Source organism: Rhizobium sp. Root708, from assembly GCF_001429725.1.
Taxonomy (GTDB): domain Bacteria; phylum Pseudomonadota; class Alphaproteobacteria; order Rhizobiales; family Rhizobiaceae; genus Rhizobium.
Window position 1 is genome coordinate 419,863 of the sequence record NZ_LMHV01000043.1, and the last position, 22,638, is coordinate 442,500.

Here is a 22,638-nt window from a genome sequence, read left to right on the forward strand (position 1 = left end):
GCTTGGAAAAATTACATGGCTCGGCTATTAATGCAAGCGTTGGCTTGGAAAAATAAATGCGACAGTCGCCCGTGAACCGAATTCTCGTCTTGCTCAAGACCGATGGCCCGCAGCTTGCCGTCGACGTCGGCGATGCACTCGGCATCTCCTCGGAGGCCGCGCGCCAGCAGTTGACGAAGATGGCGGACGATGGCCTGGTCGAGCCTGTGACCGAGCCCGCCGCGGGAAGGGGCCGACCGCGCCAGCTGTGGCATCTGACGTCCCAGGGCCATCAGGCGTTCCCCGACCGGCATGCGGAGCTGACGACGAGCCTTCTGTCGATGCTGGTCAACGAGCTTGGGCAACCCGCGCTCGATGCCGTGATCGCCGCCCGCGAAAGCGAGACGTTGAAACGCTATCAGGGCGAAATGGCAGGGCACGATCTGCCGGGCAGGGTGCGCCAGCTTGTTTCGATCCGGACGTCGGAAGGCTACATGGCCGATAGTTGGCAAGAGGCCGACGGTTCATTGATCCTCGTCGAGAATCATTGTCCGATCTGTGCCGCAGCCAGCGCCTGCGCCGGTTTTTGCCGCTCGGAGCTCGAAACCTTCCGGGCCGTTCTCGGCGCGAAGGTGGAGCGTGAGCAGCATATTCTGGCGGGCGCCCGCCGCTGCGCCTATCGGATCAATCCGCTCTAGGCGGGCTGCCCGGCCGGCTGCCGGTCGCGCTCGATGAAAAGCAGCAGGCAGACCGAGGCGATGCCGACCCCCGCCGAAACCAGCGCCGTGCCGGAATAATCGGTGAACGCGGTGCCTGCCGCGAAAATGGACGCGCTCACACCGTTGGCGATGAAGGTGTTCACCGAAATCAGCGAACTGCCGAGGCCGGGGCGATCGGCGATCAGGTCCTGCATGTAGGTGATGGGAACGCTGAGGATCGCCGCCGCGCCGCAAGCGTTGATGAGCACGAGCGAATAGATTTGCCATGGCGCCCAGACAAAGCCGAGCAGCGTCAAATACAGACAATAGATCGCCGCTCCCACGGCAAGCACGTGAACGCTGCGAAACCGCCGTTGCAAGGCGCCCCACATCATCATGAACGGCATTTCCAGGAAGGCGACGAGCCCGGCCATGAAGCCGACATCGACCACCGTTCCGCCCGCTGCATGGGTGATGACGAGCGGCGATATCACGCTGTTCACACGCTGCAGCCCCAGCAGCAGTGCCATCATGCCGACCCGCACCGCGACATAGGGTGAAAAGACCCTGCTGAGCGACGAGAAGAAGCCGATATGCTGCGTCACTGGCCCCTCGCGCTTTGGAGCCGGCTTGGCAAGAAACAGGTACAGGCAGAAGCAGGTAAGGCTTGCTATGCCGGCAATGCCATATGCCGGCATCATCGATTGCGAGTGCATCAGGTAAAGGCCGATCAGCCCCGGCGCCAGCGCCCAGGAGCCGGAAAACAAGGCTCGCACGGTAGAGGTGATAGCGGCGGCTCTTCCCCGGTCCATCGTGTTCGTCGTTGCACGGATGCTGGCGAACAGGATCGAATATGTCGAGTTGCTGATCGGGATGAAGACCAGCATGGCGATCATGAACACCGCTGTCGTGCGAAACTCGTAGATCATTCCGAAGCCGAGCATGCCGCTGACGGAAAGCGCCAGCACCAGCGGCCGGCGATCGCTCAGCTTGTCCGACCAGATGCCGAGCGTCAGACTGGTGGCGACGTTGACCAACGCCGCGAGAAAGATCAATCCGGAATAGGAGCGGTCCGACATGCCGAGTTCGTTGATGCCGATGATCGACTGATACGGCATCGTGGAGGCATAGGTGAAGGCGAGCGCAATCAGCGTCAGCGTTGGAATGCGAATACGGACGTCGCGGACGATGGAAGAAAAGGCAGATGGCATGGCGTGGTTCCCGATGCCCAAGCTTTAGACCGATGCGGCCAGCTTGCCCAACCAGAGTTTTTGATAGGGCACGTCAAATGCTGTGATGAATGGTCGCGCCAGCCGGTGTGGGCGGCGCGTGGCAGCGATTATCGAAATGCGGTTTGCATTGTCGATGCGATTGGCTATGCCTGAGCACCGCCCAATCAATCCGGATTCTTCCCATGACCAATCCCGTTACCGTCGAAGTCACCCGTGGCGCGCTCGTCGAGAGCCGGCATCGAGGCTCCATCGTGGCCATCGACGGTGATGGAAAGGTGGTCTTCTCGCTCGGCGACATCGATGCGCCGGTGTTTCCGCGTTCGGCGTGCAAGGCGATGCAGGCGCTGCCGCTCGTCGAAAGCGGTGCTGCGGATGCCTACGGCTTCGGCAACAAGGAACTGGCGCTTGCCTGCTCCTCGCACAACGGCGAGGACGAGCATGTCGCGCTCGCTGGATCGATGCTGGCAAAGGCCGGGCGCGGCGTCGAGACGCTCGAGTGCGGCGCGCACTGGTCTTCGAGCCAGAGGGTGCTGATCCACCAGGCCCGGACCATGGAAAAGCCGACCGCCCTGCATAACAACTGCTCGGGCAAGCACGCCGGCTTCGTCTGCGCCTGCTGCCATCAGGATGTCGATCCGACGGGCTATGTCGGCTACGATCATCTTCTGCAGAAGGAAATCCGCGGCACGATGGAAAGCCTGACCGGCGCTACCCTCGGCCACGACAATTGCGGCACCGACGGTTGCTTGATACCGACCTACGCCGTCCCGCTGCGCGGTCTCGCCCATGGCTTCGCGAAGATGGCAACCGGAACCGGCCTCGATCCGATCCGCGCCAGGGCATCGCGCCGGCTGATCGAAGCCTGCATGGCCGAACCCTTCTACGTCGCCGGAACCGGCCGCGCCTGCACGGCGTTGATGCAGGCCGCCCCGGGGCGCATTTTCGCGAAAACCGGTGCCGAGGGTGTGTTCTGCGCGGCGGTGCCGGAGCAGGGAATCGCCATTGCCATCAAATGCGATGACGGCCATTCGCGCGCCGCCGAAGCCATGGTTGCCGCCACCCTCGGCCGCTTCTTCGAAGAGGACAGCGCGATTCGCAACGCGCTGACGGCCATGGCCACGGTTTCGATGCACAATTGGAACGGCATTCACGTTGGCGATGTTCGCGCGCTGGCTGCGCTCACGCAGTAAGCCGTGTCGGAACGGCACAGGGACGCGAACCGGAATAGAAATAACTAATATATGTGAAACTACAGCCTGCAAGAACGGATGCGGTTCGGCATGGTTCGGCTACTCTTGGCGAAGTACATCGAACGCCATGAGGGCAGGATATGTTTGCAGGCCGCTATCTCTGGTGGATGCTGATCGCAATGGCGATCTTCCTGTTCTTTGCGATGTGCTTTGATTACGTCACATGGGCAACGGTTGCGACTTCGGGCTGCGCGCGCGTCGCCGGCACCTGCGGGCCGATCATCCTGACCATGACCGGCTCGATGAAGCCGGCAGGCGTCTATCTTGCCGGCGGCATCATGCTGGCCGTCACCTTCGTCCGCATCCGCTACATCGGCATGAGCTGGCTCTGGTCGGCCTTCGTCCTCATCCTTTTCATTGCCTCGGCGCCGTTTCCGCTGCTTCTCGCCAACGCATGGACCGGTCAGCTCAAGCCGGAGACGGTGTTGACCAATCTGCCGCTGTCCTTCCTCTTCCTCGTCGTGCTCGGCACCTATATCGGCTGGTCCTTCGAGGAGAGCACGGTGAAGCCGCTCGGCAACAACCGTATCCGAAGCTTTGTGGTCAAGCTCGCGGCGGCCTACGGCGCCTTGATCGTGCTTGCCGAAACGCCGGCCTTTGCCGCGTTTCCCGCACGCCTGCTCGGCTTGCAGTCGCTATCGGCTGACGTGGCCGCGCTTCAACCCAAACTCTATGACGCCCTGACCTTCGGCGCCGGCAACGACACCCTGGGTTACGTGGCGCTTGCGGTCGTTGCCGTCGGGCTCGCTACGACTTTGCTGCCCGCCGGTATCCTCCGCATGCCGGCGTGGCTTTCGCACCCGTTCATGCTTCCAGGATCGCGACGTTGATGTTGCGGTAGGGTTCCAGCTGTGCGCTGTCCGTTTCGGCTGGAACGATGAGCCCTGAGATCTCGCCGACAGTCAGGATCGGAAAGGGCGATGCCCGGTCCAGCTTCTCCTCGGTGAGAAGCACATAGGTTTCCGCCGAGCGCGACGCGATATGCCGCTTGATGGCGGCTTCCTCGAAATCGCCCGTGCTCAGCCCGTGCGTCGGATGGGCTGCCGTCACGCCGAGGAAAAACATGTCCGGCCGAAGCTGCGAGATCGCCGCCATGGCCACGGCGCCTGTTGTCACCATCGAGTGCTTGTAGATCCGCCCGCCGATCAGGATGACCTCGGCTGTCGGATGATGCTCGAGTTCGGCCGCTATCGTCGGGCTATGCGTCGCGACAGTGAACGCGATATCGCACGGCAGGCAGCGAACGATCTCCGCATTCGTCGTGCCGCCGTCGAGAAAGATCGTTTGCCCCGCCTTGACGAGCGACGCTGCCTTGACGCCAAGCCGCCGCTTGATGTCGGTTGCGATCTCCTTGCGGACCGAAAAGTCAGGCAGGTCGGGCGTTAGCGGCAGCGCGCCGCCATGCACCCTCTTCAGCAGCCCGTCCGCCGCCATTTCCCTAAGATCGCGCCGGATCGTGTCTTCCGACAGCGAGAAGCGCTCCGCGGCAGCCTTTGCGACGACCTGCCCCTCGCTGCTGAGAATGTCGAGGATCAGCGCCTTGCGTTGTGACGTCAGCATGAAATCTCACGAAAATGAACGAACTGTCACGAATATGCATGAAATGATTCGACCATCAATAAGAATCGTGCATTTTCATGCAATCCCGTGCATGACGCCGGGAGTAAAGGAGTTTTCGAAATGCTGATTCTGATCGCAGGTCCCTATCGCTCGGGAACGGGCGACGACCCCGCCAAGATGGCCGCCAACCTGAAGCGTCTCGAGGAACCGTCGCACGCCCTTTTCCAGGCGGGCCACGTTCCGATGATTGGCGAGTGGGTTGCCTTGCCGATCTGGCACGCCGCCGGCGGCAAGACGGTGGGCGATCATCTCTACGAGGAGATCTTCCACCCGGTCGCCGGTCGCCTGCTGCAGCTCTGCGAAGGTGTGCTGCGGCTGGAAGGCGCGTCCAAGGGCGCCGACAACGACGTTCGTATCGCCCGCGAGCGTGGCATTCCGGTCTGGTACAGGCTCGAGGATGTACCCGGGCTGCGCCAAGGCAGCATGACCGAAGCGGGGGCCGTTTGCGCGGTCCCCGGGACCGCTCCTGCGGTCCCGTTCTCATCGATGTCGGACATATTCGTTTGAAGTTCGTCGCGCTATAAGGTGAGCATCGAAGGGAGTCGATCAATGCTGACATTGTATTTCGCGCCACGGACCTGCGCGCTCGCAAGCCTCATCGCACTGGAAGAGTCCGGGCTGCCGTTCACGACGAAGAAACTGAATTTTGCCGAAGGGGAACAGCGTTCTCCGGACTATCTGGCGATCAATCCCAAGGGCCGGGTGCCCGCGCTGGTAACCGAGCGCGGCATCATCACCGAGACGCCGGCGATCCTGGCCTACATCGCGCAGATCGCCCCCGCCGCGCAGTTGGCGCCGCTCGATCCGTTCGAGTTCGCCAGGATGCAGGCGTTCAACAACTATCTCTGCTCGACCGTGCATGTGAACCACGCACACGGCCGCCGCGGCAGCCGCTGGGCTGACGACGCCGCGGCCCAGGAAGCGATGAAGGCCAAGGTGCCGCAAACCATGGCCGAGGCCTTCGAGGTCATCGATCATGCGATGCTGGAAGGCCCCTGGGTGATGGGTGAGTATTACTCGGTTGCCGATCCGTATCTCTTCGTCATGACCGGCTGGCTCCGGCCCGACGGTGTCGATCCGATCCACTTCAAGAAGTCGACGGCGCATTATGCGCAGATGATGGAACGACCGGCGGTACAGCGGGCGCTTGAGCGCGAGCAGGCCTAGTCGAAGCCCGCGCGCGGTTGGTTGCAGCGGGTGGGGCGGTTACGCGCTCACTCGTGAAACCGCGCCGCGATCTTTTTCGGTGCGCGAAACCGCCAGGCGCCGATCAGCCGCTCCTTCAACTCCGTGTCGCTGATCGCGCCGGCCCGCAGCGGCAGGTGCGGCCAGCCGACATAGTGATCGGTCTGATAGTAGATGTCGGGTGCCATCTCGATCAGTCGTTCCTTGTCGTCGATGGAAATCGAAATGACGATGGTCGCGTTGTTCTTGACCGCCACGAAGGATTTCCCGCCGACCTTCAGCGCCGGGTTTCCATAGGACGTGCTTTCCTCGACATCGGGCAGCTCGGCTTCCGCCGCGAGGCGCTTGAGCCGCGCAAAAATCATATCGACGCTGTCAGCCATGGCCCTACTCAACGATGAGACTTGGGCAGACTAGCAGATTTCATCGGCCTATGCGCAGTTTGCGAGTTGAGGCTGCTCTCTCGCAGGGATGCGCGGTTGCGGCCCGAGCGGCAGGTCCGCCAGCGCGGTCGGCGTCATCCGCGCCAGATCGGGATGAGAAAGAGGATCCCTATCGCTATCGGCGCCATAGGGCGGCTCGATCGTTTCGAGGCTCAAGAAAAACTTCAGGATTCGCATGGCGTACCTCGCTTCCCTCTGGATGGACGAATAGATCGTCTGGCCGGAATGGCTGAATTATCGCGGTCGAAGTCGCCAGTTTCAATTGAGATTGCCAATGATCCGGTATAGAAAAACTATATGCGAAACCTGAACTCGGTTCATCTCAACGGATTGCGCGCGCTGGAGGCGGTGGGCCGGCTCGGCTCGCTGCAGGCGGCTGCGGAAGAGCTTGGTGTCTCGATCGGCGCGGTCAGCCAGCAGGTCATCAAGGCCGAAGCGCAGCTCGATCATGTGATCTTCGAGCGCACCCCGAAAGGCATGGTGGCGACGGAGGCCGGGACGCGTCTGCTGGCCGGCCTGACCGAGGGCTTCAATGCGCTGTCGCAGGCGGTCGCGACCACGCAGCGGCGCGACGACAGCATTCTCACCGTCTCCGTGGCGCCGGTCTTTGCCGCCCGCTGGCTCGTCTACAGGCTCGACCGCTTTGCCGAGCGGCACCCCGAAATCAGCCTGCGGATGGACGCGACCACGAGGCTCGTCAATCCGGCGCTCTGCGATGTCGATGTCGGCATCCGGGTCGGCAACGGGCAATGGCCGGATGTGAAGGCGGAGTTGCTGCTGCAGCAGGAGGTCTTTCCCGTCTGCTCGCCAGCGGTCGCCGCTCGATTGCGTGAACCCGCCGACATCCTGCAGCTTCCGGCCGTGATCGACGGTCGTGCGATGTTTACCTGGGAGGTCTGGATGCGCGAGGCCGGGCTATCAGGCGCGACACTCGAGACGCGCCATGTCTTCAACGACGCGTCCCTGTGTCTCGATGCGGCAATCGCAGGGCAGGGCGTCATGCTCGCCTGGCAGACGCTTGCGGGTTTTGCCCTGCAGCAGGGGCAGTTGGTCGCGCCCTTCGGCATTCGCGCCAAGACCGGCTTCGGCCACTACTTCGTAACGGCCGAAGGCTCGCGCGAACCAAAGAAGGTGAAGGATTTCAAGGCCTGGATCCGCGAGGAAATGGCCGGCACCCTCAAGCTCTTTCCGTGATCAGGTCGGTTCCTGCGACCGCGTCGCCTGCATGGCGATATAGGCCGGCCGCGACTGGCAACGCTTGATCCAGGCGCTGACATTGGGATGCGCGTCGAAGAGCGCCTGTTCCGACTGCGCGTAGCGCAGCACCTCGGCGATGTTGAGGTCAACAGCCGTAAAGCGGTTGCCGACGACGTATTCGTTCGTCGTCAGATGCTTCTCCAGGGTCGCGAACGCCTTCTTCAGGGAGCGGACGGCAACGCTGATCGTCGCCTTGCCTTCGTCGGTATCCTGCTTCTCGTCGTCATGGACATAGACGATCTTCACCGTTTGCGGTTCGACCTCGGTTGCCGCGAAGATGCTCCACATTGTCATCAAACCGTCTTCCTCGACTGTTTGGCCGGCAAGAGGCCCGCCATGCTTGCGCGCGAGGTAAAGCGTGATGGCAAGCGACTCGTTCATCACGAGGTCGCCATCCTTGATGCTGGGGATGAGCCCCATCGGATTGATCGCAAGAAACTCGGGCGACAGCGTGTTGATCGGTGCCTCGGCAGCGAGCGGATTGGCGAGGCGCCGCGCCTGAATGACCCGCACGGACTCGAATTCCAGCCCCAGCTCCTCGGCCATCCAGTAAACGCGAGAAGCGCGCGAGCGGTAAACCCCGTAGATAGTCAGCATGGTCATGTCCCCTGTTGTTCGGTTGCCGCAACCTAGGAGCCCAAGAGCCCCGGCGGAAGCCGTCGGGTCTTATGAACCGATGAAAGCTTTTGATGCGTTTCAGGAGGTGCGGTTACGCTCGATCGTCAGGTGCGGATAGGACGAGGAGCCCGTCAGCGCCAGTTCGCCCGATGCCTTCTTGTCCCATTCGAAACCGAGGACGGCGCCATCAGGTGTCTCCTGGAACACGTTGTCGGTGATGACGGCTGTTCCCGCACCTTCGGCCACCGATACCGCGCAGCCGATCGGCGCCTTGCGGATGATGTTGCCCGTCACCACGAGGTTGCGCAGATAGGGACCCCAGCCGAGCTGCATGCCCCATCTTGGCGCACCTTCGATGATGTTCCCGGAGATCAGCGTATCGGCTTCGGCGGCAATCCCGATGCCAAAGCCGACATCAGGCTTGTACGGTCCCTTGGTTGTCAGGTTGCGCACGACATTGCCTGTCACGCTCGCCAGCCTGCCACCTTTGTCGAAATTGGCGATCGAGATGCCGTTGGCGGCGCCGTTGACGATATTGTTGGAGACGATGGCACCCTCGAACTCGAACTCGACATAGATAGCAGTCTCGCCCGAGCGGTGGCACTGGTTGCCGGTGATCTGGATGTCTGACGCCGAATTGGCGCGGATCGCGGTGAAGGCGCAGTCGGAGATGTGGTTGTTCGCCACCATGACATTGTCGGCGCGGAAGATGTTGATGCCGTTGCCGTTCTGGCCGGTGCCGCCGTCATTGGCCTTGATCCGGTAGATGCGGTTGCCATTGACGACGCTGTTGTCGGCGCCCTTCTTCCAGCGGTGCAAGAGGATGCCGCCATTGCCGCAGTCGAACACCTCGTTGCCTTCAAGCGAGAGCCGGTCGGACTCGACGGCGTAGATGCCGGACTGACCGGCACCCGATATGCGGCTGCGCGCGATCCGTCCGCCGCATCGTTCGAGTTGAACGCCGTGCTTGCGGCTGCCACCGATTTCGCAATTGTCGATCATCACCTCGGCAACGCCGGTGAACTGCAAAAGCGCGCCGGCATAGTCGCCCAGCCAGCGGTTCTGCCCGTCGATGACGATGTTCGATAGCTCGATGCGCTTGACGTTCTCGGAGCTGAACAGGTGCCCGTCGCCGGTATAGACGATGCGCGATGCGCCGGGTACGCCGGTGATCCGGGTGTTTTCGGGCAGCACGAGGTTGGAAACCTTGTAGGTGCCTGGCGGCAGGAACACGGGCACGTTCTCAGCCGCTGCCTGATCGATCATCTTCTGCAGGCTGACGCTCTTGCGGTCGCCCGCATTGGGCATGGTCTTGTACTGGACCGCGTCGATCGTCCCGCGAAGGTCCTGCTGCATCCCGGCCGCGAATGCCGATGGCGTCGCCAATACCGCGCCGGAGACGGCGGCAAGGCGAAGAAAATCGCGGCGGGAGGTCTGCGGCAACGGTTCTTTCATAGGGTAAACAATGCAGGAATTGTGCCGAAATTCTTGTCTCATCTTGAGACATCTGAGGCCTGTACCTTCGGAAAGGCCATACAACTAGAATCGGCGCCGAAATATTGTGTTCTCGTTCACCTTTCCATTTAAGCACGGCGAAGGAAATCGCGCATATATTTCGCCCTAGTTCAGCTGTGCCCCGCGCTGATGCGGCCGTCGTTTCGGCCGTTCCGGAGAGACATCATGAATGAAGCATTTGCCAGCCGGCGCGATACCGAAGTCGGAGGTGCCGAGACCAGGCGGATCGTTGCGGCGACGGAAGCGCTGCTCGCGGCCTCCGCGCGCAACATGCCGGACAGCATCGAAAGTCTCCAGCTGAAGGCGATCATCCACGAGCTGCCGGACTATTTCTACGTCAAGGACAGAGACAGCCGTTTCGTTTTCGCCAACGCCACGGTGGCGCGCAGCTTCGGGCTTGAGGAAAGCGTCGATCTTGCCGGCAGGCGCGACTTCGACTTCTTCGATTTCGAGACGGCGCGCAGCTATTTCGAAGTCGAACAGGAGATCATGGCGAGCGGCGAAGCCCGTCTCGACATCGAGGAGAACGTTCCGTCGCCTGCCGGCGGCCGCGCCATCTGGCGGCTGACCTCCAAGCTTCCGCTGCGCAACGAGCGCGGAGCGGTGGTGGGCTTGATCGGCATCTCCCGCGACCTGACGGAACGCAAGCGGCAGGAGGATCTTCGCCGCGGACAGGCACACGTGCTCGAGATGATTGCTCGAAACGAGCCCCTTGAAACGGTGCTGGAAGCACTGGTGCTGTTGATCGAAGCCGAACTCGACGGCATCTCCGGCTCCATCCTGATGCTGGATCGCGAAGGGCGCCGTCTCTATCACGGCGCCGCGCCGAACCTGCCGGGAGCCTACAGCCGGATGATCGATGGCGTGATTATCGGCCCTAGCGTCGGTTCCTGCGGCACGGCCGCGTGGACAAGCGAGCCTGTCATCGTCGAGGACGTGACGGTGGATCCTCTATGGGCGGATTTTCGCGGCGTCGTGGAGCAGTTCGGCTTTCGCTCCTGCTGGTCGACGCCGATTCTGACGGCGCAGAACAATGTGCTCGGCACATTCGCGCTTTATTCCAATCAGGTGCGGCGTCCGACGGCGCGCGAGATCGAACTGGTCGCACTGGCAACCCACATTGCCGGCATTGCCATCGAGCGCAAGCGTGGCGATGAGCGCATTCATTTCATGGCGCATCACGACGATCTGACGGGGCTACCCAATCGCGCCTTCTTCAAGGAACGGATGGCGAAGACCCTCTACCATGCGCGCAGCAGCGGCCGGAAGGTCACCGTCGCCTATCTCGACCTCGATAATTTCAAGGAGATCAATGATGGTCTCGGCCACGCAGCCGGCGACGACGTCCTGAAGGAAGTCGCCTCGCGCATGGCAAACGGCGTGCGCGCGTCCGACATGGTCGTGCGGCTTGGTGGCGATGAGTTCCTGGTCGTGCTCGTCCATCAATCGAGCCACGACGCCGGCATCATGCGCAGGCTTCGCGATCTGCAGAAGGTCTTGCTGAAGCCGATCCAGACCCAGAACCAGCAGGTCAGCGTCACCTGCAGCATCGGTGTCGCGTCCTTCCCGAGCGATGGCGCCACGGCGGAAGAGCTGCTGGCCAACGCCGATCGCGCCATGTACCGGGCCAAGCAGCTTGGCCGCAACACACTGCAGCACCATCACGGCGTAACGGACGCTGAAATCAAGCTGCCGGTGAGCGAGCAGGAGGAGTTGCGGCAGGCGATCGTCACCGATCAGCTGGTGCTGCACTACCAGCCGCAGGTCGACGTGATGACGCAGCAGGTGACCGGCGTGGAGGCGCTGGTGCGCTGGAACCATCCCTCGCGCGGTCTTGTGCCTCCGAACGAGTTCATTCCGATGGCCGAGGATAGCGGCCTGATCATCCCGCTGGGGCTGTGGGTGCTGAATGAAGCCTGCAGGCAGGCGCGCAAGTGGCTGGACATGGGCCTGCCGCCGCTGCGGGTGGCGGTCAACGTCTCCGCCAAGCAATTTACCGATCCGGATTTCGCGCGCCATGTCGCCGAAGCAACGGAACGCTACGACCTTGCGCCTCGGTGGATCGAGCTGGAACTGACCGAAAGCGTGCTCATGCAGGATGCCGAGCGGGCGCTGGAGACCATGAACGCCCTGCGTCCGCTCGGCATACGCTTCTCCATCGATGATTTCGGCAGCGGCTATTCGAGCCTCGCCTCGCTGAAGACCTTCCCCTTCGACCGGCTGAAGATGGATCGATCGCTGATCGAAGCGCTGCCGGGCGACAAGACCGCGGTGGCGATCGGCCTTGCCGTCATATCGCTCGCCCAGACCTTGAAACTGACGGTCGTTGCCGAAGGCGTGGAAACCGACGCGCAGCGGGATTTCCTCCGTTTCGCCAAATGCGAGGAGGCGCAGGGCTATCGTTTCTCCAAGCCGCTGACGGCAGAACAGATTCCGGCTTTCCTGCAGAAGTAGAAGGCCGAGTTTCGGCGTCAGTGCGATAGAGACTGGCCCGAACGACATTTGCCGCTATCTTCCTGCTCATGCGACCAGATGCCCTGCTTTATCCCACGCCGGACGGGCTCTATTGCCCCGAGGGACAGTTTCATGTCGATCCGGTGCGGCCGGTTTCGCGCGCGCTGATCACCCACGGTCACTCCGACCACGCCCGCGCCAGCCATCGGGCCGTGATGGCGACGCGCCAGACGCTCGACATCATGCGGATACGCTATGGCGACGATTTCTGCGAAAGCGAGCAGGCGGTCGGTTTCGGCGAAGAGGTCACGGTCGATGGCGTGCGTGTCAGCTTTCACCCCGCCGGCCATGTGCTCGGATCGGCTCAGATCGCCATCGAAAAGGCGGGCATGCGGATCGTCGTCTCCGGCGACTACAAGCGGCGAGCCGATCCCACCTGCGCGGCCTATGTGCCTGTGCCCTGCGATGTGTTCATAACCGAAGCGACGTTCGGCCTGCCGGTGTTCCATCACCCCGATCCCGCCGGTGAGATGGCGAAGCTCTATGCATCCCTGCGCCGCTTCCCGGAGCGCACCCACCTCATCGGCGCCTATGCGCTCGGCAAGGCGCAAAGGGTGATCCGGCTGCTGCGGGACACGGGCTATGATGCGCCGATCTACATTCACGGCGCCATGGAAAAGCTCTGCGCATACTATGTCAGCCAGGGCATCGACCTCGGGGAACTGCGTCCCGCCACCGTCGAGACCAGCGACAAGGCGGATTTCAAGGGTGCGGTCGTCGTCGGGCCCTCGTCGGCCTTTGCCGACCGCTGGGCGCGGCGCTTCTATGAGCCGCTGCCGGCCTTCGCGTCGGGCTGGATGATGATCCGCCAGCGCGCCAAGCAACAGGGCGTCGAACTGCCGCTCGTCATTTCCGACCATTGCGATTGGCCCGAACTGACCGAGACGATCACCGACCTGGCGCCCGGCGAGGTCTGGGTCACGCACGGTCGCGAGGAAGCGCTTGTGCGCTGGTGCGAGCTGCATGGGGTGAAAGCCAAGCCGCTGCATCTGGTGGGGTATGAGGATGAGGCGGAGTGATGGTGGTTCGCAGCAATAAAAACCCCTCCCCAACCCCTCCCCACAAGGGGGAGGGGCTATCCCGTGCGCGCCATTGCGGGAAAACGAGAAACGTGCCGCAAGTTGAGACGTTTCGACGTATTTGGGCGGTGCCACGCCTAAGTCCCTCCCCCTTGTGGGGAGGGGTTGGGGAGGGGTCTTTGCCACGGCTCCATAGGGCGCCCTTCTCCTCGTCGGAAAGGGAAGGCGGCCTTCACCCATGAGAGCATTCTCCGACCTCCTCGATCGCCTCGTCACCACGCCAAGCCGAAACGGCAAGCTGAAGCTGCTCACCGACTACTTCCGCAATACGCCCGATCCCGATCGTGGATATGGCCTTGCCGCCATCGCCGGAACGCTGGAGGTGCGCAACGTCAAGCCGGCGATGCTGCGGGAACTGGTGCTGGAGCGGATGGACGAGGTGCTCTTCCGCTATTCCTACGATTATGTCGGCGATCTCGCGGAGACGATCTCGCTTGTGTGGGACAACGAGAAGGACATAGAGCGTTCCTCGCTTGCCCAGCCGCCGCTCGGCGAAGTGGTCGCGCGGATGAACGCCCTCGGACGCACGGAAGTGCGCGGCTTCGTCCGCGAACTGCTCGATCGGCTCGATGCCTCGGGCCGCTTCGCCTTCATCAAGCTCGCTACCGGTGCGCTGCGCATCGGCGTTTCCGCCCGGCTCGCCAAGCAGGCGTTGGCTGATCTCGGGGCAATCGACGTCGGTGAAATTGAAACCCTGTGGCACGGCCTCGAGCCGCCCTATCAAAGCTTGTTCGCCTGGCTGGAGGGCAAGGCCGGCAAGCCTGTTCTCGCCACGCCCGCGATCTTCCACTCCGTCATGCTCGCCAATCCGGTGGAGGAGGGGGACCTGAAAGCCCTCGACCCCGCCGATTATGCGGCGGAATGGAAATGGGACGGCATCCGCGTGCAGTTGTCCCGCTCCGGCGAAACCCGCAAGATCTATTCGCGCTCAGGAGATGACATTTCGCAGGCCTTTCCCGACATCGTCGATTCCATCAGCTTCGATGGGGTGATGGACGGTGAATTGCTGGTCGGCGGCACCGCGCGTTCGAACAACCCGACGCGCACCTTCTCGGACTTGCAACAACGCCTGAACCGGAAGACCGTGACGGCCAAGATGCTGGAGGAATATCCGGCGTTCATCCGGGCCTACGATCTGCTGTTCGATGGCGAGGAGGATATCCGCGCCCGCACCTACGTCGACCGGCGTGCGCGCCTTTCTGAGATTGTCGAGCAGGCGCCGCATGATCGCTTCGATCTGTCGTCGCTCGTCGCCTTCTCGTCCTGGGATGAATTGGACCGGCTGCGCTCCTCGCCGCCCGATCCCGTCATCGAAGGCGTCATGATCAAGCGGCGGGACAGCGTCTACCAGGCCGGCCGCATGAAGGGGCCATGGTTCAAGTGGAAACGCAATCCGTACAATGTCGACGCGGTGCTGATGTACGCGCAGCGCGGTCACGGCAAGCGATCCAGCTACTATTCCGATTTTACCTTCGGCGTCTGGGCCGAGACGCCTGACGGCGAACAGCTGGTTCCCGTCGGCAAGGCCTACTTCGGCTTCACCGATGCCGAGCTCGAGGTCCTCGACAAGTTCGTGCGCAACAACACCACCGAGCGCTTCGGGCCGGTGCGTGCCGTCCGCGCCGACAAGGACTTCGGCTTCGTCGTGGAAGTGGCCTTCGAAGGCATAAACCGCTCGAATCGCCACAAGTCGGGCGTCGCCATGCGCTTTCCCCGGATCGCCAGATTGCGTCCGGAAAAGCCCTCCTACGAGGCCGATCGGCTGCAGACCCTGGTGGCGATGATCGATGCGAAGGCGGAATGAGGGCTTTTGCCTGACGCAAAATGACGCAGTCCGACAATCCTCAACAGAATGTGTGTTGGCGATGACATCAGGCAATGCAATTTTCGATGCGACGGGGAACGATGGACGCAGTGACATGACAACGAACGACGACAATCGCTTTCTTCGCCAACGCCGTGCGCTGCTGGCAGGCATCGCCGGCGCACTCGTTCTGCCCGCGATCGCCAGCGCTTTTGATGTTCCTGCCGAACCGCGCCTGATCACCCGGGACTATGCCCGGGCGCGCAGCCATTTCCGCACTAACCTTCTGAAGAAGGGTCCGGCCCCCGACCGATATGAATCGCTCGATGCGCCGTCGAATGCCGACAGGATATTCTATCGTTCGGGCTATGGCGGCGAGCTGGAACTGGTTGCCTGGGTTTCCCAGTACAAGCGCGATCGCAAGCCGAAGCCGGCTGTCCTTTTCCTGCACGGTGGCAACGCCATGGGGCTTGGCCATTGGAACCTGATGGCTCCCTATGTCGATGCCGGCTTCGTCGTGATGATGCCGGCGCTGAGAGGCGAGAATGGCCAGATGGGCAATTTCTCGGGCTTCTACGACGAGGTCGACGATGTGCTTTCGGCCGCCGACCGCCTCGCGCATCTGCCGGGCGTCGATCAGAATCGTCTCTTCATCGCCGGCCACAGCATCGGCGGCACGCTGACGATGCTCGCGTCGATGAGCAGCCACAAGTTTCGCGCCGCGGCGCCCATTTCCGGCAACCCCGATGCCTTCCGGTTCTTCAATCGCTATCCGCAGGATATCCGGTTCGACGATCGCAATGCGCACGAATTCGAGGTTCGCACCGCGCTTTGCTACGCGCAGAGCTTCAAATGCCCGGTGCGCGTCGTGCATGGCACGGATGAGTCGCACTTCAACGATAGGGCAGGCCTGCTCGCCAGTCGCGCCCGCGCCGCCGGCGTGCGCATCGAGACGGCAACGGTGACCGGCAACCATACCTCCGCGCTACCGGCGGAGATTGCGCAGAGCATTCATTTCTTCCAGGGCGTGTCGGCCTAGTTCCGCCCTCGCACCAGCTTCGCGCCAGCCGCGCCTGCCATTGTTGCCGCAGCTATACGTGTCGCTTCATCGATGAGGGTGGTTTTATGAATGTAGTCAGGCGAGTGTCGTGCATTGGCGGCCTCGCGGTCGCGCTGATGTCGCTGAGCGGCTGCAATATTTTCGTGCCGGATACCGGCGCGACCGATCCTGCCCGTTTCGTTCAGGAAACCTATCCGGTCTTTTATCATCCGGCCGGCGTCGATCCCGATCGCGTCAGGCCGATCGACGCGCCGGTGCCGGTGCGGCCCGGTGTTCCGGCGACAATTTACAATCAGACCTACGGCATCCCCGGCGCGACGCAGACCCGAACTTACGGTCTGCCGATGGTTAATCCGGTCAGTGCGGCGCTCTATGGCGAGGTCAGGGACAACGACTTTACCCTTCCGGCCATTCCGGTCAGCCGTGTTGATCCGCAATATCTGCGGCAGGAGGTCGACTATCCGACCAACGAGAAGCCGGGCACGATCATCGTCAATACCAAGACCAAGCACCTCTATTTCGTCGAGCCGGGTGGCAAGGCCATGCGTTACGGCGTCGGGCTCGGACGCGAAGGCTACGCCTGGTCCGGCCGTGGCGTCATTCAATGGAAGCAGAAGTGGCCGCGCTGGACGCCGCCGGATGAAATGGTGTCGCGCCAGCCCGATGTGCGGGCCTTCTCCGCGGAGAATGGTGGCATGAACCCCGGCCTCGGAAATCCGCTCGGTGCGCGCGCGATGTATATCTTCAAAGACGGTCAGGACACGCTCTATCGCATCCATGGAACGCCCGATTGGCAATCCGTCGGCAAGGCGACCTCGTCCGGTTGCGTACGCATGCTCAATCAGGATGTCGTCGACCTTTACGAGCGCGTGCCGGCAAAGGCGGAGATCGTTGTGATGTAGCAGCGCAACAGGCGGGCGATAACGCCTGCCTGACTGCGGACACGAGTTCGTGAGGCTATGGTTTATTCAGCATAACGGGATAGTTTTCTTGAAGCGTCACCGGCGTTGAATAACCCTCCAGAGACAGGCGCCCGCCTTTCTCGCGCTAAAGGAAAACAGACCCGCGTTATGAGCTTCGAAAAAACTTTCTCCCGCCGCAGCTTTCTCTCCCTTTCGGCGATGACTGCGGCTTCGGCATTGACGGGATGCGCATCCACGGCCGGCGGTCCCCCGGTCGGCCAGCCGATCGCTTTTCCCAACCCGATCCGTGCCTTCCAGACGACGCCGGCTCCGACGGATGCCGAACTTGCCGTCATGTACGGACCGATCGAGGATGGCGGCTTCCTTATACCGGCCGTTCCCTACCAGCAGATCGATCCGCGCTTCTATCGACAGCAGGTGATCGACCCGACGGGGCAGCCCGCCGGTACGATCGTCGTCGATACCCCGTCGCGCTTCCTCTATCTCGTGCAGCCCGGCGGCACGGCGATGCGTTACGGCGTCGGCATCGGCCGCGAGGGCTTTGCCTGGCAGGGCAATGGCGTCATCCAGTGGCGTCAGAGATGGCCGCGCTGGAAGCCACCGAATGAGATGGTTGCCCGCCAGCCCGAGCTTGCCAAGTATTCGATCGACAACGGCGGTATGGATCCGGGCCTGAAGAACCCGCTCGGTGCACGTGCGCTTTACATCTTCTCGAATGGCGAAGACACGCTTTACCGTCTGCACGGTAATCCGGATTGGCGTTCGATCGGCAAGGCCGTGTCCTCGGGCTGCGTCCGCCTGCTCAACCAGGATATCATCGACCTCTACGATCGCGTGCCCAACAAGGCGCCGATCCTCGTCCTGCAGTGACGTAACAACAAGACGACCGGTTCTCCGGTCGTCTTCCGGGCCGGTCTCGGCCCGGATTTTCGGCTTATGGCCGGGGCACTAGAGCGCGTTCGTCAGGTTCGACCGCAATCCTTTGAGCAGGTCGCGGATCGTCGCCATTTCTTCCAGAGTGCAGCCGGAAGCCTCTCCGATCGCCGTCATGATGGTGTTGACCTCGTTTCGCATCGATTGCCCCTTCGGGGTCAGTGATACGATCACCTGACGCTCGTCGCGTGCATCCCGGGCGCGCGTGATCAATCCGTTCTGCTCAAGCCGCTTGAGAAGCGGCGACAGCGTGCCGGAATCCAGATCCAGCTGTTCGCCGATCGCCTTGACCGGCTGTTCCGTCTTTTCCCAAAGCGCCAGCATCACAAGGTACTGGGGGTAGGTGAGGCCGACCCGATCGAGGATCGGCTTGTAGGCGCGCGTGAATGCGTGCGCCGTTGAATAGACCGCGAAGCAGAGCTGGTTTGCCAGCCTTTTTTCTTCTTCCGGAATTTCCATCGTCTTTGTCATCTGCGCTTTCATTGCCGCCATTCCCTGGGGTCCGATTGTCCCCTTTTCGAATTCGAAATGCAATTTGCAAAATTCACTTGCGTACAATTTAATTGCGCAATATACAAAATCCAACCCCAACGCAAAGGAGACTGACATGCCTATCCTCTACACGACGAAAGCTTCTGCCACCGGCGGCCGCGCAGGTCGCGCCGTTTCCGAAAACGGTGCTCTCGACGTCACGCTGACCGTTCCGAAGGAGCTCGGAGGCGATGGCGCTACGGGCACCAACCCTGAACAGCTCTTTGCTGCCGGCTATTCCGCCTGCTTCCTGGGTGCCTTGAAATTTGTCGCCGGCAAGGAAAAGGTCAAGATTCCGGAAGAAACCACGGTCAGCGCCACTGTCGGCATCGGTCCGCGTGAAGATGGCGCCGGCTTCGGCATCGAAGTCGCATTGACCGTCCATATTCCCGGCCTCGACAAGCCGACAGCCGAGAAGCTTGCCGCTGCCGCGCACATCGTTTGCCCTTACAGCCACGCCATGCGCACCTCGACCGAAGTCCCGGTCACGGTCGCCTGAGTATTTCCGCCGAAGTTTCAAAAGGAGCGTCACATCAGTGGCGCTCTTTTCATATGAAATAAAGTTGCTATATTCTTTCCAGAGAAAGGATATGACTCATGACTGCAGCAAATCCGGTTTCCGGCACCCGACCCGCCGAAGCCGCTGTCATCACCAAGGCGGTGGTCAACGCCGCCGATCGCCTCGGCATCAGTTCGCGCACGCTTTCGGCCGTCCTCGGCATTTCGGAAGCCAGTATCTCGCGAATGAAGCGGCAGGACTATCTGCTCGAGCGCGGCTCGAAAGCCTTTGAACTCGCCATCCTGCTTGTCCGCATTTTCCGCTCGCTCGATGCCATCGTCGGTGGTGATGAGGCCGTGGCGCGGCAATGGCTGCGCAATGCCAATGCGGCGTTTGGCGCAGCACCCGTCGAAAAGATCGTCAGCATTGCAGGATTGACCGATGTCCTTGCCTATCTGGACGCCCGCCGCGCTCTCGTCTGAGGCGGGCGCTCTGTCCGGTCGCTTCTGGCGTCTGGTCGAAGCCCAGCATCAGATATCCACCCTGAAGATCGTCGATACGCTGGATGAGCAGGCGCTGCTCGAAGGATTGCTGGAAGAGAGCAAGCCGGCGCTGCCGCCCGAATGCATCGGCCTCGATTATCTGCTGGCCACCCCGTTTCGATATGGCGCGATCTATCCCCACGGCTCACGCTTCCGCAGGGCAGGCCGCACACAGGGTGTCTTCTATGCGTCCGAAGCCGTCGAGACCGCGCTGGCCGAGATGGCCTTTTACCGGCTGCTGTTCTTCGCGGATTCGCCGGCAACGCCGCTGCCGGCCAACGCGGCTGAGTACACCGCCTTCGCCGCCGAGATTTCCGCGCCTGATGTCCTCGATCTCACCACGCCGCCGCTCGATCGTGACCGTGCCGCCTGGATGGACCTGCAGCGGTACGAGGCCTGTCAGTCTCTCGCGGATGCGGCCCGGGAAGCCGGCTGCCAGGCAATCCTTTATGAATCCGTGCGCGACCCACGCCACGGCCGCAATCTCGCGTTGCTGACGGCATCGGGCTTTGCCGCCCGCGAACCGGTGGAGCGGCAAACCTGGCGCATCCGTCTTTCGGCGAGCGGCGTGCAGGCGCTCTGCGAATTTCCGAGAAACCGGATCGGTTTCGCGCGCGACGATTTCGCCGCCGATCCGCGCATTGCTAACGGTTAGGCATCGCCTCAGGCGAGAGTGACGAGATCCCGCCGCAGCCGCCCGGCATCGCCCTCGGGCAGCTTGGCCTCAAGGCGCGCATGCGTGCTTTCCCATATGGGCAGGGCGGCGGCCAGTACCGAGCGGCCCTCAACCGTCAGGTTCAGCAGCTTGCGGCGGCGATCCCCGGGATTGGCGGTCACGAGCACCCATCCTTTGCGCTCCAGCGGCTTCAGTGCTGCGGTCAGCGTCGTCTGGTCCATGGCCAGCAGATTTGCGACCGGCCCCATCGGCGGCGGCTCGGGACGGTTCAGCGACATCATCAGCGAGAACTGCCCGTTGGTCAGCCCGACCGGGCGCAAGGCGTCGTCGAAAAGTCGGGCAAGGGCGCGGGCCGCGCGCTGGACATGCAGGCAAAGGCAGGTGTCGCGCACCAGCAGCGTTGTCGAGTAGGGAATCTCAAGCGAGTTTGACATGAGTAGTTTGTATTGATATCAATATAAATAGTCAAGAAACAAGGAGAATGGACCGCAATTCTCGGTCGCGCCGGAGGAGGGCGCTCGCGATGCAGAACCAAGTCGTTTCCCGTGAAGAATGGTTGGAAGCCCGCCGCGCACTGCTGCTTCAGGAGAAAGAGGCAACGCATCTGCGCGACAAGGTCAATGCCGCGCGCCTGGCCCTGCCTTGGGTGCGGGTCGATAAAGACTACATGTTCGACACGCCCGGTGGCAAAAGAAGTCTCTCGGATCTCTTCGATGGCCGCAGCCAGCTTCTGGTCTATCACTTCATGCTCGGGCCGGAATGGCAGGCGGGGTGCCCCGGTTGCTCCTTCCTGTCCGATCACGTCGACGGCACGCTCGCCCATCTGAACAACCACGACGTCACCTGGGTTGCCGTTTCCCGGGCCGAGCTTCCCCGCGTCGATGCGTACAAGCAGCGGATGGGCTGGAAGTTTCCGTGGGTTTCCTCGTTCGGCTCCGATTTCAATTTCGACTATCACGTCTCGTTCACGCCGCAGGATCTGGCGGGCGAGGCCGTTGTCTACAATTTCGAAGCCATTCCTCCGGCCAATGCTCACGACGAGCTGCCGGGCGTCAGCGCCTTCTACAAGAACGACGCCGGTGAAATTTTCCACACCTACTCTAGTTACGCCCGTGGGCTGGAAGAGATGGTCGGAACGCTGATGATCCTTGACCGTGCCCCGAAGGGCCGCAACGAGGATTCGACCATGAGCTTCGTCAAACGTCACGACGAGTACGCGCCGGAGACGGCAAAATCCTGCTGCCACTGAGACGGTACGACGGTCGCTAGGCAACTGGCGGCCAATGAAGGCACCGCGCCAGCGCCAGCGCCATCCGGCGTCGCGGCTGCTTGCGTGAACACATTCGTCAACATCAATGCCTGAGCGCGAAAAACGGAGAAGCGCAATGTCTGCCACGCATGGCAAGTTTATCTGGTGCGAACTGATGACGCCGGACATGAAGGCGGCGACGAAATTCTACGGCGATGTCGTCGGCTGGACGACGAGCAGCATGAATGTCGAGGGTATGCCGCCCTATACGATCTTCGAAGCAAGCGGCGCAGGCGTCGCCGGGCTCATGGATTTTCCCGCCGAGCTGGAAGGCAAGGGCATCCCGCCGAACTGGACGGGATATGTCGCGGTCGACGATGTCGATCAGTCCGCGAAGGATTTCGCGGCCAATGGCGGCTCCATCCGCAGACCGCCGGAAGATATCCCGAGCGTCGGCCGCTTCGCCGTCGTTGCCGACCCGCACGGCGCGGTGATCTGCATCATGACGCCGTTTCCGATGGACAATCCTCCTCCGGAAGCCCCGGCGAACGCTCCCGGCCAAGTTGGTTGGCATGAACTCTACGCCGGCAACGGCGAAGAGGCCTTTGCATTCTATTCGAAGCTCTTCGGCTGGACGAAGGATCATGACTTCGACATGGGCGAGATGGGCGCCTACCGTATTTTCGCCGAGCATGGCACGCCGGTTGGCGGCATGATGACCAAGCCGCCGAACGTGCCGATGCCGGCCTGGGCCTATTATTTCAACGTGGCCGGCGTCGATTCCGCCATCGAACGGGTCAAGGCGGGCGGCGGCCAAATCCTGAATGGCCCGATGGAAGTTCCCGGCGGCAGCTGGATCGTCCAGGCGATGGACCCGCAGGGCGCGTTCTTCTGCCTGGTGGCACCCGCAAAGTAGGCTGATCGGCCGATTTGAAAGGTTAACGACAAGGCTGCCGCGGGCGACTGCGGTAGCCTTTTTGTGTCACTGCAGAACGCGGGAAACGGGCACGGGAATCGGTTCGAAAAACATC

At 62.1% G+C, this 22,638-nt stretch carries 24 protein-coding genes and 1 pseudogene; 17 read left to right on the forward strand and 8 right to left on the reverse strand.

Features of this window, described 5'->3' with window-relative positions; all coding sequences use genetic code 11:
- Positions 1–56 precede the first annotated feature (56 nt).
- The gene (locus ASE04_RS26365; RefSeq protein WP_056825027.1) at positions 57–677 is read left to right on the forward strand and encodes a helix-turn-helix transcriptional regulator; all 621 of its coding nucleotides are present in this window, start codon (positions 57–59) and stop codon (positions 675–677) included.
- Here ASE04_RS26365 and ASE04_RS26370 read toward each other — a convergent pair.
- Positions 674–1,888 (reverse strand): MFS transporter, encoded by a 1,215-nt coding sequence (locus ASE04_RS26370; RefSeq protein ID WP_056825030.1) that lies wholly within the window; start codon positions 1,886–1,888, stop codon positions 674–676. The two genes, ASE04_RS26365 and ASE04_RS26370, sit on opposite strands and share 4 nt — an antisense overlap.
- Positions 1,889–2,091: 203 nt before the next feature.
- Between ASE04_RS26370 and ASE04_RS26375 the strand changes: the two genes are divergently transcribed.
- Positions 2,092–3,099 (forward strand): asparaginase, encoded by a 1,008-nt coding sequence (locus ASE04_RS26375; RefSeq protein WP_056825032.1) that lies wholly within the window; start codon positions 2,092–2,094, stop codon positions 3,097–3,099.
- A 140-nt stretch (positions 3,100–3,239) separates the two neighbouring features.
- Positions 3,240–3,989, forward strand: coding sequence for a hypothetical protein (locus tag ASE04_RS26380; protein ID WP_056825034.1), 750 nt, complete (start codon positions 3,240–3,242; stop codon positions 3,987–3,989).
- Here the strand turns inward: ASE04_RS26380 and ASE04_RS26385 are convergent.
- Positions 3,964–4,719 carry a DeoR/GlpR family DNA-binding transcription regulator gene (locus tag ASE04_RS26385; RefSeq protein ID WP_056825036.1) on the reverse strand — a complete coding sequence of 252 codons (756 nt, stop codon included), beginning with the start codon at positions 4,717–4,719 and terminating at the stop codon, positions 3,964–3,966. The genes ASE04_RS26380 and ASE04_RS26385 overlap by 26 nt on opposite strands.
- A gap of 120 nt (positions 4,720–4,839) precedes the next feature.
- On the opposite strand from ASE04_RS26385, the pseudogene ASE04_RS26390 reads away from it, so the two are divergent.
- Positions 4,840–5,187: pseudogene (locus ASE04_RS26390) on the forward strand (DUF4406 domain-containing protein); the annotation flags it as partial.
- A 141-nt stretch (positions 5,188–5,328) separates the two neighbouring features.
- Positions 5,329–5,946 (forward strand): glutathione S-transferase family protein, encoded by a 618-nt coding sequence (locus ASE04_RS26395; protein WP_056825038.1) that lies wholly within the window; start codon positions 5,329–5,331, stop codon positions 5,944–5,946.
- A gap of 47 nt (positions 5,947–5,993) precedes the next feature.
- Here the strand turns inward: ASE04_RS26395 and ASE04_RS26400 are convergent, their stop codons facing one another.
- Both ASE04_RS26400 and ASE04_RS26405 read right to left on the reverse strand, forming a co-directional pair.
- Positions 5,994–6,347, reverse strand: a complete 354-nt coding sequence (locus ASE04_RS26400) for an MmcQ/YjbR family DNA-binding protein (protein WP_056825040.1) — start codon at positions 6,345–6,347, stop codon at positions 5,994–5,996.
- Between the two features lie 48 nt (positions 6,348–6,395).
- Entirely contained in the window at positions 6,396–6,563 is a 168-nt protein-coding gene (locus ASE04_RS26405; protein WP_338012504.1) for a hypothetical protein, read from the reverse strand.
- 141 nt (positions 6,564–6,704) lie between these two features.
- On the opposite strand from ASE04_RS26405, the gene ASE04_RS26410 reads away from it, so the two are divergent.
- Positions 6,705–7,601 carry a LysR substrate-binding domain-containing protein gene (locus tag ASE04_RS26410; protein WP_056825044.1) on the forward strand — a complete coding sequence of 299 codons (897 nt, stop codon included), beginning with the start codon at positions 6,705–6,707 and terminating at the stop codon, positions 7,599–7,601.
- On the opposite strand, the gene ASE04_RS26415 is transcribed toward ASE04_RS26410, so the two are convergent.
- On the reverse strand, positions 7,602–8,261 hold the full coding sequence (locus ASE04_RS26415; RefSeq protein ID WP_156408894.1) for a glutathione S-transferase family protein: 660 nt from the start codon (positions 8,259–8,261) through the stop codon (positions 7,602–7,604).
- Positions 8,262–8,360: 99 nt separating this feature from the next.
- Complete coding sequence (locus ASE04_RS26420; RefSeq protein WP_056825049.1) at positions 8,361–9,737, reverse strand: TIGR03808 family TAT-translocated repetitive protein; 1,377 nt, start codon at positions 9,735–9,737, stop codon at positions 8,361–8,363.
- Positions 9,738–9,962: 225 nt separating this feature from the next.
- On the opposite strand from ASE04_RS26420, the gene ASE04_RS26425 reads away from it, so the two are divergent.
- The 6 genes from ASE04_RS26425 (at position 9,963) to ASE04_RS26450 (ending at position 18,047) form a co-directional block, all read left to right on the forward strand.
- The gene (locus ASE04_RS26425) at positions 9,963–12,251 is read left to right on the forward strand and encodes a putative bifunctional diguanylate cyclase/phosphodiesterase (protein ID WP_056825050.1); all 2,289 of its coding nucleotides are present in this window, start codon (positions 9,963–9,965) and stop codon (positions 12,249–12,251) included.
- Positions 12,252–12,319: 68 nt separating this feature from the next.
- The gene (locus ASE04_RS26430; protein WP_056825052.1) at positions 12,320–13,330 is read left to right on the forward strand and encodes a ligase-associated DNA damage response exonuclease; all 1,011 of its coding nucleotides are present in this window, start codon (positions 12,320–12,322) and stop codon (positions 13,328–13,330) included.
- Between the two features lie 238 nt (positions 13,331–13,568).
- A complete protein-coding gene (locus ASE04_RS26435) occupies positions 13,569–15,194 on the forward strand; it encodes a cisplatin damage response ATP-dependent DNA ligase (protein WP_056825053.1) in 1,626 nt (541 codons plus the stop codon).
- A 115-nt stretch (positions 15,195–15,309) separates the two neighbouring features.
- Positions 15,310–16,233 (forward strand): alpha/beta hydrolase family protein, encoded by a 924-nt coding sequence (locus ASE04_RS26440; protein WP_056825795.1) that lies wholly within the window; start codon positions 15,310–15,312, stop codon positions 16,231–16,233.
- Positions 16,234–16,319: 86 nt separating this feature from the next.
- Positions 16,320–17,156 (forward strand): L,D-transpeptidase, encoded by an 837-nt coding sequence (locus ASE04_RS26445; RefSeq protein WP_056825054.1) that lies wholly within the window; start codon positions 16,320–16,322, stop codon positions 17,154–17,156.
- Between the two features lie 168 nt (positions 17,157–17,324).
- Positions 17,325–18,047: a L,D-transpeptidase gene (locus tag ASE04_RS26450; RefSeq protein WP_056825056.1), complete on the forward strand. Its 723-nt coding sequence runs from the start codon at positions 17,325–17,327 to the stop codon at positions 18,045–18,047.
- Positions 18,048–18,125: 78 nt separating this feature from the next.
- Here ASE04_RS26450 and ASE04_RS26455 read toward each other — a convergent pair whose 3' ends face one another.
- Complete coding sequence (locus ASE04_RS26455) at positions 18,126–18,602, reverse strand: MarR family winged helix-turn-helix transcriptional regulator (protein ID WP_200960774.1); 477 nt, start codon at positions 18,600–18,602, stop codon at positions 18,126–18,128.
- Between the two features lie 115 nt (positions 18,603–18,717).
- On the opposite strand from ASE04_RS26455, the gene ASE04_RS26460 reads away from it, so the two are divergent.
- The 3 genes from ASE04_RS26460 to ASE04_RS26470 all read left to right on the forward strand — a co-directional run bounded on the left by ASE04_RS26460 (position 18,718) and on the right by ASE04_RS26470 (position 20,337).
- The gene (locus ASE04_RS26460; RefSeq protein ID WP_056825058.1) at positions 18,718–19,140 is read left to right on the forward strand and encodes an organic hydroperoxide resistance protein; all 423 of its coding nucleotides are present in this window, start codon (positions 18,718–18,720) and stop codon (positions 19,138–19,140) included.
- Positions 19,141–19,238: 98 nt separating this feature from the next.
- Positions 19,239–19,622 (forward strand): MbcA/ParS/Xre antitoxin family protein, encoded by a 384-nt coding sequence (locus tag ASE04_RS26465; RefSeq protein ID WP_056825061.1) that lies wholly within the window; start codon positions 19,239–19,241, stop codon positions 19,620–19,622.
- Entirely contained in the window at positions 19,582–20,337 is a 756-nt protein-coding gene (locus ASE04_RS26470; protein ID WP_056825063.1) for an RES family NAD+ phosphorylase, read from the forward strand. Before ASE04_RS26465 ends, ASE04_RS26470 begins: the two co-directional genes overlap by 41 nt.
- An 8-nt stretch (positions 20,338–20,345) precedes the next feature.
- On the opposite strand, the gene ASE04_RS26475 is transcribed toward ASE04_RS26470, so the two are convergent.
- A complete protein-coding gene (locus tag ASE04_RS26475) occupies positions 20,346–20,792 on the reverse strand; it encodes a MarR family winged helix-turn-helix transcriptional regulator (RefSeq protein ID WP_056825064.1) in 447 nt (148 codons plus the stop codon).
- An 89-nt stretch (positions 20,793–20,881) separates the two neighbouring features.
- Between ASE04_RS26475 and ASE04_RS26480 the strand changes: the two genes are divergently transcribed.
- Both ASE04_RS26480 and ASE04_RS26485 read left to right on the forward strand, forming a co-directional pair.
- Positions 20,882–21,607: a DUF899 domain-containing protein gene (locus ASE04_RS26480; RefSeq protein WP_056825065.1), complete on the forward strand. Its 726-nt coding sequence runs from the start codon at positions 20,882–20,884 to the stop codon at positions 21,605–21,607.
- A gap of 136 nt (positions 21,608–21,743) precedes the next feature.
- Positions 21,744–22,523 carry a VOC family protein gene (locus ASE04_RS26485; RefSeq protein WP_056825070.1) on the forward strand — a complete coding sequence of 260 codons (780 nt, stop codon included), beginning with the start codon at positions 21,744–21,746 and terminating at the stop codon, positions 22,521–22,523.
- Positions 22,524–22,638: the final 115 nt, after the last annotated feature.